Here is a 13,157-nt window from a genome sequence, read left to right as displayed (position 1 = left end):
AACGCCCCCGGCGAAGCTGAGCACTTGCGTTAGCGACACAAAAAGTGTCGTTAACGCCTCCGGCGAAGCTGAGCACTTGCGTTAGCGACACAAAAAGTGTCGAAAATGCCTCCGACGAAGCTGAGCACTTGCGTTAGCGACACAAAAAGTGTCGTTAACGCCCCCGGCGGGAGCCTAGTGGAAGCGGCTGCCGAGCGGTTGCTGTTCACTTATGTGCTCTGTATAACAGCCGTTGCTCATCGCTTATTTAGCTTTCCGTGACTCCGCTCAGCCGGAGACCCACGCGGTTCTCGTACAGCTCCGAATCGACGCCCATTACGAATGGCGACCATTCGCCGCCCGGCGAGTAGAGACGGAGCCGGTGCATTGGACGCGTGCAGGCGGTATAGAACAGCTTGCGTTCCGACTCAAAGCCGTAGCTTGCCGCCGATGCATCGTAAATCAGCACCGCATCAAACTCGACGCCCTTCGCCAGATACGCCGGAATGACGAGCAAGCCGTGCTCGAACTGAAGCGTCTGCTTGTTTACGAGCTTAAGCGGTGAACCGTCCGGGACGAGTGGAAGCAGCCGTTCAAACGCCGCATTCGCTTCGGACTGCGACTTCGTTATGACCGCGATCGAGCCGAAGCCTTCTGCTTGAAGGGCCGCAACATCGGCCGCGATTCTCTGGTCGCGCTCATCGGCACTGCCGCACAGAATCGCAACCGGCTTGCCTCCTGACCGGTCGAATGGAACGATTCGGTCGCCATCTGCAAGCATTGCGCGCGTAAAGTCGACGATCTCGCGAGTGGAGCGGTAGCTGCGCGTCAAGTTCAGCCACGCCGTGTCGTCTGGTCCGTACAGCTGCTCCAACGGAGATCCGCTCTTCTCATGCAGATCGCTTGCTTGGGCGAAGATCGCTTGGTTGAAGTCACCGAGCACGGTCATGCGCGCGCGAGGGAACAGACGCTTCACGAACTCGAATTGGAACGCGGAGTAGTCCTGTGCTTCATCCATCAATACATAACGGATCGAATTGTTCATCTGGAACCCTTCAACAAGCTCCTTCAAATATAAGAAAGGCGTCGCATCTTCACATGCCAGCTTCCCTTCATCCATGAGCCGGATAGTCCGCTCGCAAATACGCTGCCATTGTACAGGCGCTGGCATCTCTGCTTCGTTCAACAAGGAGGCCAGAATGCCCTCGTTCTCGAACAGCTGGCGATACAGCGTCTTCACGTCAACGAACTTAAGCTCCTTTACCTTCCGGTATATAGGCTTGAAGTGAGCACGGACGATTTGCTCGCGAAGAATTGATTCTTCTTGCTGTGCGTCATCGAAGCTTGGGCTTTTGCCTTGCTGACGCTTCGGCACTTTGTTGTATGCTTCCTGATACTGCTCCTGATCCAAATAATCCAGTTCGTCCTTCACCCAATCGGCGGACCGTTCGGCCTTCTCGAGCTTGCGCAGCTGCTTCAGAATCCAATCCTTGAGCTCGTCAACGCGGAAGGAGAGGGAGGCTGCAGAATTAGTGCTATAAAATTGCGCTGCGATGGCTTTGCGCGACAGCAGCGTACGCCCCTTGAACTTAATGCCGCGGAACGCCATGCCGTCCTTGAGCAATTGATCGCGGTAAGCGCGAATCGCATGAAGGAAGCGGGCTGAAGCTTTGAATGCGATGCCCGCGATCACGGCGTCGTAATCCGGATCGTCATGCTGCGTCAGCACATATTCCATTTGATCGAACGGATCTTCAATATCGAAGCTTCCGCCAAGACGGCGGTTAATATATTCCTGGAATGTCGTCTGCTGAATGTTGTCTTCGCCAAGCTCCGGAAGCACTGTAGCCACATAGCTGTTGAACATCGTGTTCGGCGAGAATAGCACCATCTGTTCTGCCGTCAACCGTTCGCGGTGCTTATATAATAAGTAAGCAGCCCGCTGCAGTGCGGCGGATGTTTTACCGCTGCCCGCTGCGCCTTGCACGACAAGCAGTCGGCTGCTGTCATTGCGGATGATGCGGTTCTGTTCCTGCTGAATGGTGGCGACGATGGATTGCATTTGTGAACCTGCGCCTTTGCTGAGCACATTTTGCAGCAGTTCGTCTCCGATCGTCATGCCGGTATCGAACATCGTCTTAATAATGCCGTCGCGGATCGCGAATTGCCGTTTCAGATCGATCGTACCTGAGATCTCTGTTACCGGCGTGACATAGGTAGCGGGACCGGGAGGGAAATCATAATAAAGGCTGGCAATCGGCGTCCGCCAGTCATAAACAAGAAAGGTTTCGCCATCGTCTGCAAGAAAGGAAGCAACGCCGATATATAGTTTCTCCGGCTGGTCGCTTTCCGAATCTTGAAAATCGATGCGTCCAAAGTAAGGCGAAGGGACAAGCCGCCGCATCCGCTTGAGCTGTCCGAGTAGATGGCGGTGGCTTTGCTCGCGTTCCGACAGCACTTGCGCCTGCTGCTTCATGCTCATGTACGTTTCGAGAATATCGTCGTCATTGCTTAAATTGACCGTCACATCGTCCCAGAAGTGGGTACGAAAATCGACGACTTCCGATCTCAATTCACCGACGGCGGGTTCGTATTCCGCAATTCGTTCACGCAGCGCTTTCGTCACATCATTCACACGCTGCTGTTCCGCGTTCCACTCGTTCGACCATTGACTCATTGATAAATCGACCTCCGTCAGCACGTATTTGGGGGCAATACGGATAAAAAAATGTGTAAAGGGATTGACTTGACTTGTTGTTGAAGGCCGTGGTATAATTTAATTAAGATCGTAATATGGAATTTCTATGCTCGAACCATCAACACAACGACTTTTTTTATTGTATCATTTTTTCATTATGGACTGCAATATGAATAATGAATTGTTCGCCGACAAGCTTGCTTGTCGGCTTTTATTTTTCTAATAAAGCTGTATGCGAAACAGATTATCCATCTGTCAAACAAATTAGCAAATTGATGTAATTTCGGCCAAAGGGTTCAAAAATGAAAACAGGCCATGTTACAATCAAACCCATGCAGCGGGCCGACCACCGATACGCACAACAAGGAAGGGGAGCTCACAACATGAACAACAAGCTAGGAAAAATGCTGCTTATCGCAGTTGCATTCATTATTGCTTTCACGACAGTATCGCCGCCAACCTCGCAGGCTGCGGCAGCACCGACACTGAGTTACGGCAGTCAGTCGGTCGACGTACCCGATCTTCAATTCCGTCTGAAAGTACTCGGTTATTTCAAAACCGACGTTACAACATATTATGGCAAGATGACCCAAGATGCTGTTGAACGGTTCCAAGCCGATTATGGCTTAACCGCAGATGGTGTAGCAGGGTCGAAAACGTGGTCGCTGCTGAAACGCGTTTCGGTCAATCAAGCGGAACTCGATCTGCTTGCCCGGATTATCTATTCGGAGTCTCGCGGGGAACCGTATAAAGGACAGGTCGCCGTAGGCGCCGTTGTGATGAACCGTGTACAGTCGAGTTCATTCCCGAACACGGTGAAGGAAGTCATTATGCAGCCAGGTGCGTTCACGGCTGTCGATGACGGTCAGTTCAATCTAAAGCCAGATGCGACGGCATACAAAGCCGCGCTCGATGCCGCTGCAGGCTGGGACCCGACGGGCAATGCTCTTTATTATTTTAACCCATCGACAGCGACATCCGATTGGATTTGGTCGCGTAAGCAAACCGTTCAGATCGGCCGTCATATTTTCGCCCTATAAAAATGGAACAGGCGCTTGCATGGAATCCTCTTCGGATTCCGGCAGCGCCTGTTTTCACATTTACATATAGAGCACGTACAGCCAAATGTACAACCCGCACAGGGTGATGAACAACACGGGAATGGTCAGCACGATGCCGGCTTTCATATAGTCGCGCCAAGAGATCGAGACGCCTTTGCGGCTTAGCACATGCAGCCAGATCAAGGTGGCAAGGGAACCGATCGGCGTCATTTTCGGACCGAGATCCGAGCCTATGACATTCGCATATATAAGTGCTTCCCGGATTGCACCGGTCGTCTCCGTATCGGAGATCGCAAGCGCGTCGACCATAACGGTTGGCAAATTGTTCATCACGGACGACAGAATGGCAGCTACGAATCCGCCTCCGACCGAAGCAGCGAACAGACCGCGGTCTGCGAACCACTGGAGCAATTCGCTTAGATGATCGGTAAAACCGGCATTGCGCAAGCCGTATACAACGACGTACATTCCGATCGAGAAAATGACAATCGACCAAGGGGCTTGTTTGACAATATCGCCCGTTCGAATATGCGGACTTTGCTTAGCAGCAATAAGCAGTGCAGCAGCCGCTAATCCTGCGATGACACATACAGGAACCGACAGCCATTCGCTCGACAAGTAGGCGGCCATCAAGACGGCAAGAATGACCCAGCTCAGCCGGAACAACCGAACATCTTTAATCGCTGTCATCGGATCCCCAAGCTGATCATCGTCATATCGAACAGGGATCGACTTGCGGTAATACAACATCAATACGAGCAAGCTTGCCCCGATTGCGATAAGCCCCGGGACGATCATACGGCCCGCATATTCCGCAAAGCCGACGCCGAAGAAGTCAGCCGCAACGATGTTGACGAGGTTGCTGATGATAAGCGGCGTTGAGGCAGTGTCGGATATGAAGCCGCTTGCCATTACGAACGGCAGTACTAACCGCTCGTCCAGCCGGAGTGCGCGGACGGTTGCCAGAACAATCGGCGTCAGAATAAGCGCCGCGCCGTCGTTAGCGAAGAAGACGGATACGGCTGCTCCGAGCAGCACCATATAGATGAACAGCCGACGGCCGTTGCCGCGAGCCAGTCTCGCCATATGGAGCGCCGACCATTCGAAAAAGCCGATTTCATCCAATACGATTGAAATCAATATAATGCCGATGAAAGTGAACGTTGCATTCCATACGATGGACGTCACTTCGATAATATCGTGCCAGCCAACGATGCCTAGCAGGACGGCCAACAGTGCGCCGCCGCTGGCAGACCAGCCGATGTTGAGCTTGCGCGGCTGCCAGATGACAAGACCGACGGTAAGAATAAATAATAGCGGTGCGACAATAGCCATTTGCAGCGAATCTCCGTTCTCTGTTGTACATAATGAATGATGCAGCCTGTATGTAATTATACGGATTTCCGTCCGTACGTAAATCAATTTTCGACATAGATGGTGGCAGGAGTCCGAGCGGCAATGGTATGATGAGAACGATTCGTTGATTTACAATGAAACTTGGAGGTTATTGGCGAATGAATGTTAGCATATTGAAGAGCGGAATGACGTATACGGAAGAAGACGGCTATGTCGGCTTTGTTCATTTTGAAGTAGAGGGCCACGTCCGCAAATACGAAATGGCTCTGCAGAGCAAAAAGGGACGCGACTGGGGCTACAGTCTGTTCTTCTTGGACGAATCGGGACCGGAAGATCAAATTGATCAAGTCGAGGAGCAACTGGAAGAGGATGATGAACTGTATTACCGGTTGATCGATTCGGCGAAGCAAACACTCGAACCGAAAACGGCAGAATCGGAATAACAACCATTCCGTACATACTTATTGCAATGTAATTCTAGCTCCAGCGTATGATCGAGCAGAGGTCGAAGCCCATTCGAATGGATTCCGGAGGGAGTGTGCTCGATTGAAAGTCGTCGTTGTATCCGATACGCATATGCCGAGAATGGGAAAGCAGCTGCCGGCCAGACTGCTTGAAGAACTAAAGACTGCAGACGCTGTCATCCATGCAGGAGATTGGACGGATGGGTCTGTACTTCGCGTGCTCCGCCAGTACGCTCCGGTATATGGTATTTGCGGCAACAATGACGGACCTGGACTTGTCCGGCGGCTTGGCTTTCGGCGGATCGTCTTATTGGAGAAAGTGAAAGTCGGAATCGTTCACGGACACGGTCCGGGACGCCGCGATGAGACAGAGACGAGAGCGCTGCGGTCGTTCGATGCCAGCGAGGTGGATGTCATCGTGTTCGGTCATACGCATATTCCATTAAGGAAAACGAGGGAAGGCGTCCTGCTGTTTAATCCCGGATCGCTAACCGACAGACGGCGTGCGGCATGCTGCACATTCGGCATTTTGACAATTCAGGGCAGAAGAGTGGCCGCCGAGCATGTCGTCATCCATAAATGAACCAATAGCAGAAAGGTACGAATAGATATGCACGAAATACGCCATTATTTTTTTGACATGGACGATACGCTTTACGATCAAATGGAGCCTTTCCGGATGTCGATCATCCGGGAAGGCATGTGGCAGGATAAGAGCAAAGCCGAATTCGACCACTTGTTTAAGCGGGTCCGTTACCACAGCGATGAGCTGTGGGACGAATATTGCGCGGGGAAATTGACGCTTGAGGAGACCCGCCGTCTTCGTCTGTCGCTCGCTTTTGCGGAATACGGCATTACACTGAATGACGAGCAAGCCGACCGTCTGCAAGCAGCGTACGAACGGGAGCAGCAGGCGATTCAGCCTTCCGAGGGCATTGTTGAACTGCTGAAAGCGATCCGGGAACGCGGGCACGATATCGGCATCATTACGAATGGACCCGTCGTGCATCAACGGCGCAAGATCGACGCCCTTGGCGTTGAGAAATACGTAAACGCCGGATGGACGTTCGTATCCGATGCAGTCGGCATCGCAAAACCCGATCCGAAGTTGTTCGATGAAGTAAACCGTGCGACGGGCACGAAGCCTGAGAACTGCATCTACGTCGGCGATAACTGGCGCAACGACATTGTCGGCGCTAGCGAAGCAGGCTGGCGCTGCATTTGGCTGAATAACCGCGGCCGGGCTCCGGAGACGGATCACCGCCCGCTGCACGAATGCGCTGATATTCACGACCTGACAAGAAAGCTGCTGGGTGTCAATTCCGTTCAAGCCTAGTATATTGACCATGTAATAAGGGGTTGTTCCAAACGAACATAGCCGAAGGGCTGAGTGAGTTGGGAACAGCCCCTTTGCTTATGGTGGTGCAAGTGTGACAGAGAGTGGGGATTAAGCGAGCTGCAGTGACCTTATTGGAATGAACTTTCACCTGCAGCAAATCGCCTATTGTCAAAACTAATACCGTTAGTTATAATAAAACTAACGGTATTAGTTGAAGGAAATTTGGGAGGCTATATCCATGAGAATAACGTCGTTCGGTAACGTGCACCAGCTGTCGTTTATGCCGCGTTTGTTTCCGGTTAACTGTTATTTGGTTGAGGAGGGAGATGAACTGACATTGATCGATTGCGCGTTGCCCTTCAGCGCCAAAGGAATTCTCAAAGCTGCCGCCGGCATCGGTAAGCCGATCACGCGCATTGCGCTGACGCATGCGCATGGCGACCATATTGGTGCGCTTGATGAGCTGAAGCGTCAGCTTCCGGTAGCTCGCGTCTTGATCTCGGAGCGCGATGCAAGGCTTCTGCGCGGCGACCGCTCGTTAGATGCGAATGAACCGCAACAGATGATTCGCGGCGGCGTCCCGAAGCCCGGTGCAATTCGCACCGTACCCGATCAATTGCTGTGTGAAGGCGACCGTGTCGGTTCGCTTGAAGTAATAACATCGCCGGGCCATACACCGGGCTCGATCTCGTTCTTTGAACCGCAGAGCCGCGTTCTCATCGCTGGCGACGCTATCCAGCTGCGCGGCGGGATTGCCGTATCGGGCAAAGTCGTGCCGTTGTTCCCTTTCCCGGCAATGGCCACGTGGAGCAAGGAACAGGCTGTAGCAAGCGCCGAACGGCTGCTTCAACTTGCGCCATCCGTGCTTGCTGTCGGTCATGGCACCATGCTGCGTAATCCGCAGTCATCCTTATCGAGAGCAGTTGCCGAAGCTCGGCAAGCTCTCCAATTATAGGAGGCGGGTTTCATGTCTCCAAGAGTAGGTTTGGATCACGGCATTATCGTCCGAGCGGCTGCAGCGATTGCAGACGAATCGGGATTGTCAGCCGTAACGCTCGCGACACTTGCACAGCAGCTGAACGTCCGCTCGCCGTCGCTGTATAACCATGTCGACGGTCTGCCCGGCGTAATGGCTATGTTAACGCTGCATGGCTTGCAGCAGCTGCTTCATACGATTGAATCGTCAGTGCAGCCGATTCAAGACGAGGCCGAAGCGGTGCTGCCGCTAGCCGAAGCTTATGCGGCTTTCGCGCTTGGTCACCCTGGCCTGTACGAAGCAACGCAAAGGCCGCAAGGAGCGGATCAGCCGGAAGCGGCAGATGTATCGAAGCGGATCGTCGAGCTCGTGTCGCGCTTGATCCGGCACCATATGCCGAATACAGCTGATGAAGCATCCGTCATTCATGCTGTAAGAGGCTTCCGAAGCTTGCTGCACGGATTCACCTCATTAAGTAATTCAGGCGGCTTCGGCATGCCCTATTCGAAGAATCAGAGCTTTCAATATATGGTCCGAGCCTATTTGGCAGGCATTAGCCGTACTTAACTTACGCAAAGGCAAGAGGAGGACAAGTAAAGTCATGCTCTTATCCGCTGAGAATAAACGTGAAGATTATATACTTCCCCGCCGTTCAGCAAAGGAAGCGGGACTGGATCATCAGCGGCTGGATCGGATGACGAAGCAGCTTCCCGCACTTGGCATGAAAAGCGTTGTTCTTGTAGCGGACGAATCGCTCGTATGGGAATGGCACGAGCAAGGGGAAGACCGGCCGTTGTCGCTTTACTCGTGCACGAAGAGCGTTTTGTCGATACTGCTCGGCATAGCAACAGGGCAAGGACTGTTGTCCGGCATGGAGCAGAAAGCGTCGGATTGGCTGGAGCCGCTGAAGCGGTCGGTTGATGACCGGAAACAGAACTTGACGATTCGGCATATGCTCACCATGACGGCGGGCTTCGAGTGGCAAGATTTCGATAAGCCGTATTGGGCGATGAAGAGGTCCGATAATTGGGTGTCCTTCGCGGCTGAACAGCCGATTGTTCATGAGCCCGGCAAAGTGTTCTGTTACAATAGCGGTTGCTCCCATATGCTCTCGGCTATATTGACCGAAGCATCCGGCAAAAGCGCGATGAGCTATGCATCCGAAAATTTATTCGGTCCGCTCGGCATTCAACGTGCGGCATGGAGCTCGCGAAACGGAGTCAATGACGGAGGAACCGGGCTGCATCTCAGTTCGCGCGATATGGCGAAGCTGGGATTGCTATGCTTACAGAAAGGGCGGCTTGAAGGAACTCAGCTCATCCCTGCCGCATGGCTGGAGCAGACGACCATGCCGCATCATAAAGCGTTGTCCCACTATGAGCCTCACATTTACGGCCATTATGGCGGGCATTGGTGGGTAGAGGATGGAGATGAAGCGAGCGGGCCGTTTTATTTTGCCTTCGGATATGGCGGGCAATATTTGATCGTAGCGCCTAAGTTGAACGCAGTCGCGGTCATTCGCAAGAAGCCAGCTGGACGCAACCAAGCGATTGTGTCCCGAGATTTGTTCCATCACGTTCTCGTTCCATCCCTCGGGCATGGTAGTTGACTGATCTGATCGTGAAGGGGAGACAGCCGTTCCGGATCCATGCTTGCTTACATATTCTATTAAGTAGAAAGCAAGCAAGAGGTGATGTTTATTGGCAACCGTTCTCGACCCTTCAGCCCGAAACCCGATTTCAGGCAACAGCCGTTTCACGAAAGATGAGCTCACTCGTTTCGTACGTACGGTTAACCCGTCTTTCAAGGCGGAAATCGCGGAGGCGTTTCTAACCGTCGGATCTAAATATGGCATAAAAGGCGATGTTGCGCTTTGTCAATCGATTCATGAGACGAATTGGTTCCGTTTCGGCGGTGATGTAGCGCCCGAACAGCATAACTATGCCGGTATCGGTGCGACGGGCAGCGTTCCGGGCAATTCCTTTCCATCCGTTACAGCCGGAGTAACGGCACAAATTCAACATTTGTACGCATATGCGGCTGCGACAGCGCTTCCTCCAGGGGAAACGCTGATTGATCCGCGCTATTCGTCTGTCAAACGCGGTTCGGCTCCGAACTGGGAGGATCTGGCTGGAAAATGGGCCGTTCCTGGGTATGACAAGAACAAGTACAGCTCGCTGGACGCCGCATTGAAAGCAGGGGACAGTTATGGACAAAATATTATGAAGCTGTATGCGTCCATGACCGACGCTGTTCAAGCAACGGGCCAACTCGTCGTATTAGACGCCGGCCACGGCGGCAGCGATCCCGGCGCCAAAGGGTTCGGCATTGTCGAGAAGGACCATGCGCTCGCCATAGCGCTGAAAGTCCGTGACCGGCTGCTGGCCCGATACATCGTGCGGGTTAGAATGACGCGGGAAACCGACGTATTCATTCCTCTCCTAGAGCGGGCGTCGCTCGCGAATCAATGGGGAGCTGATTATTTCGTATCGCTGCATCATAATGCGGCAGGTGGCAAAGGCTTCGAAAGCTACGTCTATACGGGAACGCGGCAGAAAGAATCGGGGAAACGGCAAGATATCGTGCATGCAGCCGTCATGTCCGCACTAAGCGCTGCAGGAGCCGTCGACCGGGGCAAGAAGGAAGCAAGCTTTGCCGTTATTCGCGAAACGAAGATGCCAGCCATACTGATCGAGAATTTGTTTGTCGACAATGCAGAGGATGCCGCTCTGCTGAACAATCCGAATGTGATCGACAAGCTGTCCGATGCCATCGCCATTGGCGTGGGGCAGGCGCTGGGCTTAGCGGTTAAACCAGTGCCGGAGCCAGAGCCAGAGCCGGAGCCCGAAGTGCCGGTATCCGCCCAGTACCCGGAAGGGACGCCGCAGTGGAAGATTGATGCGGTGGAATGGCTTTATGAGCAGGGGATGTTGACGGATAAGTCGTGGAAGAAGCAGATCGATCAACCGCTGCCGTTATGGGCGGAGGCTGCCGTTCTGAAACGGTTGTACGAAAAGCTGCTAAAATTGTAATTGAAACGAATGGAGGCTGTATTTGCGCAGGAAAAAGCGCTGTATAGCCTCTTTTTATGCCGTCGTATCGTTCGTCAGCGAGTACATAATAGTTACAGAGGAACTTTTAGGTCGAAGTGGGGAAATACGAGTGCCAATATGAATAAAGAATTGATTCATGCGATGAGTGAGGTGATACAATGCTGAATATGCGAAAGGCTGTTTGGACTGATCATGAATTTTTGGTACGGGTTGACTTGAAAAACGAAGGGTACACGGTTTCGAGTGACGATGAAATGACAGAACAAGAACTAGTGGACCATAGCAACAAAATCAAACCGTTTCTCACGGACTCAGATAAAGGAGCCTTTATTATTGAGGATTCCAATTCCGATAAATCGGTTGCCACGATCATGTATTCTATTGTTAATCGGAATATCTTGTATCCATGGACCATTTATGAGGAGTTAGATCCGAGCTTATTTCAAAGCGACGGCCGATTCCTTGAGATATTTCAACTATGGGTGCATCCGAGCTTTCGAAGATTAGGATTAGCGACTGCACTGAAACAAAAACTGGAAGAAGAGGCCCGTTATCATCAGGTAGATCTAATCTATACGCATACAGAAGAGACAAATCTCCACGTTATCGAATTGAACCGAAAAATGGGGTATCAAACGGTTCGGCGTGGTCCGATATGGGACGAGGTCATCCGAATAAGTCTGATTAAGAAGATAAATACGTCAATAAATTAGAAACCATTATTCGAAAGAAGGCGCGAAGCTTCTACACTTCGCGCCTTCTTAATGTATATTGTGATCCTAATGGCTTTTCGAATCGCTGTCGTTCACAAGCTTCAACCGTTCGAATACGTTGAACAGCAGACTGAGCACGATGGCGGAGACGGTAGCAAGCACCATCCCTTTCAGCTCGAAGTTGCCGAATTTAAGGGTCGTGCCGCTGATGCCAAGAACGAGCACAATCGTCGTAAGCGCGATGTTACTCGGCTTGCCGTAATCCACTTTCGTGTCGACGAGCATTCGAATGCCAGCTGCGGCGATAACGCCGAAAAGCATTAGCGATACGCCTCCGAGCACGGCATTCGGTACGGCAGCGATAATGGCAGACAACTTGCCAAGGAAGGAGAGCACAACCGCAAGAACGGCTGCGCCGCCAATAACGAATACCGAGAAGACACGGGTTAACGTCATAACGCCGATGTTCTCGCCGTAGGTCGTGTTCGGCGTAGAGCCGACGAAGCCGGATAGGATCGTAGACAAGCCGTTGCCGAGCAGTGACCGGTGCAGGCCGGGATCGCGGGTAATATCGCGTTCGACGATCTTCTCGGTAACGAGCAGATGGCCGATGTGCTCTGCAATGACGACGAACGCAGCCGGAAGAATCGTTACGATGGCCGCTCCGTCCCATTCGGGTGACGTAAATGTCGGAAGCGCGAAGAAGCTGGCCTCCTTGACACCGGTAAAATCAGGCAGGCCAAGAGCCCATGCGAGCAAGTATCCGAGCACGAAGCCGGTCAGAATCGGAATAATCTTCATAAACCCGCGGAATACGACGGAACCGATCATGATGATAAGCAGCGTCGTGACCGATACCGCAATTTGTTTGCCGTCCGGAGACCATCCCTCGGCTCCGCCCGATATCCAGCCTGCCATCTGCGCAGCTACCGGAATAAGCTCCAGCCCGATAATGGCGACGATCGCGCCCATTGCTGCCGGAGGGAATACAATGTCCAGCCATCCGGTGCCTGTCCATTGAAGGAGCAGCGCGAACACGGTGAAGATCAGGCCGACGACAATGAAAGCGCCAAGCGCTTTCGGATAGTTGGCAGCCGTGTCGTTGTTCAGGACGACCAATACCGGAGAAATAAAAGCAAAGCTTGAGCCAAGGTAGGCTGGGATTTTGCCCTTGCAAAGCAGCAAGTACAGCAGAGTGCCAATCCCGTTCATCAGCAGAATCGTCGAAGCGTCGACGTGGAACAATGCCGGAACGAGTACGGTCGAGCCGAACATGGCGAAGAGATGTTGAAGACTGAGCGGTATGCTTTGCAGGAGAGGCGGACGCTCGTCCACCGGAATCATGCGTTGCATCAATGTTGCCTCCTTATGAATGGATACAAAGTCATTAACCCTATCTTAGAAGTATAATGCGGGACTATTTTACCCTATTTGGGACAATTATTACACCTAATAAACGATGAGCAATATTCCTAACATAAAGAATCATTAAAATATCCATTTTTTGATAGTGAAATT

At 52.4% G+C, this 13,157-nt stretch carries 12 protein-coding genes; 9 read left to right on the top strand and 3 right to left on the bottom strand.

The genetic code is table 11. From position 1 onward, the window contains the following. Positions 1-247 precede the first annotated feature (247 nt). Entirely contained in the window at positions 248-2,656 is a 2,409-nt protein-coding gene (gene helD, locus PKO01S_RS06585; protein ID WP_127530509.1) for an RNA polymerase recycling motor HelD, read from the bottom strand. 404 nt (positions 2,657-3,060) lie between these two features. Between helD and sleB the strand changes: the two genes are divergently transcribed. After that, entirely contained in the window at positions 3,061-3,717 is a 657-nt protein-coding gene (gene sleB / locus PKO01S_RS06580) for a spore cortex-lytic enzyme (RefSeq protein ID WP_127530508.1), read from the top strand. Positions 3,718-3,777: 60 nt separating this feature from the next. Here sleB and PKO01S_RS06575 read toward each other — a convergent pair whose 3' ends face one another. After that, the gene (locus PKO01S_RS06575) at positions 3,778-5,073 is read right to left on the bottom strand and encodes an arsenic transporter (protein WP_127530507.1); all 1,296 of its coding nucleotides are present in this window, start codon (positions 5,071-5,073) and stop codon (positions 3,778-3,780) included. A gap of 179 nt (positions 5,074-5,252) precedes the next feature. On the opposite strand from PKO01S_RS06575, the gene PKO01S_RS06570 reads away from it, so the two are divergent. The 8 genes from PKO01S_RS06570 (at position 5,253) to PKO01S_RS06535 (ending at position 11,639) form a co-directional block, all read left to right on the top strand. Beyond that, the gene (locus tag PKO01S_RS06570; RefSeq protein ID WP_127530506.1) at positions 5,253-5,537 is read left to right on the top strand and encodes a hypothetical protein; all 285 of its coding nucleotides are present in this window, start codon (positions 5,253-5,255) and stop codon (positions 5,535-5,537) included. 103 nt (positions 5,538-5,640) lie between these two features. Next, positions 5,641-6,141 carry a metallophosphoesterase family protein gene (locus tag PKO01S_RS06565; RefSeq protein ID WP_127530505.1) on the top strand — a complete coding sequence of 167 codons (501 nt, stop codon included), beginning with the start codon at positions 5,641-5,643 and terminating at the stop codon, positions 6,139-6,141. Positions 6,142-6,168: 27 nt separating this feature from the next. Next, positions 6,169-6,894, top strand: a complete 726-nt coding sequence (locus tag PKO01S_RS06560) for an HAD family hydrolase (protein ID WP_127530504.1) — start codon at positions 6,169-6,171, stop codon at positions 6,892-6,894. Positions 6,895-7,135: 241 nt separating this feature from the next. Beyond that, the gene (locus tag PKO01S_RS06555; protein ID WP_127530503.1) at positions 7,136-7,852 is read left to right on the top strand and encodes an MBL fold metallo-hydrolase; all 717 of its coding nucleotides are present in this window, start codon (positions 7,136-7,138) and stop codon (positions 7,850-7,852) included. A 12-nt stretch (positions 7,853-7,864) separates the two neighbouring features. Then, entirely contained in the window at positions 7,865-8,440 is a 576-nt protein-coding gene (locus tag PKO01S_RS06550) for a TetR-like C-terminal domain-containing protein (RefSeq protein WP_127530502.1), read from the top strand. A 34-nt stretch (positions 8,441-8,474) separates the two neighbouring features. Next, positions 8,475-9,482: a serine hydrolase domain-containing protein gene (locus PKO01S_RS06545; protein ID WP_127530501.1), complete on the top strand. Its 1,008-nt coding sequence runs from the start codon at positions 8,475-8,477 to the stop codon at positions 9,480-9,482. Positions 9,483-9,573: 91 nt separating this feature from the next. Continuing rightward, positions 9,574-10,905: an N-acetylmuramoyl-L-alanine amidase gene (locus PKO01S_RS06540; RefSeq protein ID WP_127530500.1), complete on the top strand. Its 1,332-nt coding sequence runs from the start codon at positions 9,574-9,576 to the stop codon at positions 10,903-10,905. A 179-nt stretch (positions 10,906-11,084) separates the two neighbouring features. Continuing rightward, positions 11,085-11,639: a GNAT family N-acetyltransferase gene (locus PKO01S_RS06535; protein WP_127530499.1), complete on the top strand. Its 555-nt coding sequence runs from the start codon at positions 11,085-11,087 to the stop codon at positions 11,637-11,639. Positions 11,640-11,705: 66 nt separating this feature from the next. Here the strand turns inward: PKO01S_RS06535 and uraA are convergent, their stop codons facing one another. Next, complete coding sequence (gene uraA, locus PKO01S_RS06530) at positions 11,706-12,992, bottom strand: uracil permease (protein WP_127530498.1); 1,287 nt, start codon at positions 12,990-12,992, stop codon at positions 11,706-11,708. Between the last annotated feature and the right edge of the window lie 165 nt (positions 12,993-13,157).

The sequence above is a fragment of the Paenibacillus kobensis NBRC 15729 genome, from assembly GCF_004000825.1.
In the GTDB taxonomy this organism is placed as follows: Bacteria; Bacillota; Bacilli; order Paenibacillales; family Paenibacillaceae; genus Paenibacillus_T; species Paenibacillus_T kobensis.
This window is presented reverse-complemented; position numbering and strand designations above follow the sequence as displayed.

What these genes read in the sequence shown, in the direction of transcription:
- sleB (WP_127530508.1), top strand. Translation starts at nt 3,061, where the DNA reads ATGAACAACAAGCTAGGAAAAATGCTGCTTATCGCAGTTGCATTCATT.
- PKO01S_RS06555 (WP_127530503.1), top strand. Translation starts at nt 7,136, where the DNA reads ATGAGAATAACGTCGTTCGGTAACGTGCACCAGCTGTCGTTTATGCCG.
- PKO01S_RS06550 (WP_127530502.1), top strand. Translation starts at nt 7,865, where the DNA reads ATGTCTCCAAGAGTAGGTTTGGATCACGGCATTATCGTCCGAGCGGCT.
- helD (WP_127530509.1), bottom strand. Translation starts at nt 2,656, where the DNA reads ATGAGTCAATGGTCGAACGAGTGGAACGCGGAACAGCAGCGTGTGAAT.
- PKO01S_RS06575 (WP_127530507.1), bottom strand. Translation starts at nt 5,073, where the DNA reads ATGGCTATTGTCGCACCGCTATTATTTATTCTTACCGTCGGTCTTGTC.
- PKO01S_RS06545 (WP_127530501.1), top strand. Translation starts at nt 8,475, where the DNA reads ATGCTCTTATCCGCTGAGAATAAACGTGAAGATTATATACTTCCCCGC.
- uraA (WP_127530498.1), bottom strand. Translation starts at nt 12,992, where the DNA reads ATGCAACGCATGATTCCGGTGGACGAGCGTCCGCCTCTCCTGCAAAGC.
- PKO01S_RS06560 (WP_127530504.1), top strand. Translation starts at nt 6,169, where the DNA reads ATGCACGAAATACGCCATTATTTTTTTGACATGGACGATACGCTTTAC.
- PKO01S_RS06570 (WP_127530506.1), top strand. Translation starts at nt 5,253, where the DNA reads ATGAATGTTAGCATATTGAAGAGCGGAATGACGTATACGGAAGAAGAC.
- PKO01S_RS06535 (WP_127530499.1), top strand. Translation starts at nt 11,085, where the DNA reads ATGCTGAATATGCGAAAGGCTGTTTGGACTGATCATGAATTTTTGGTA.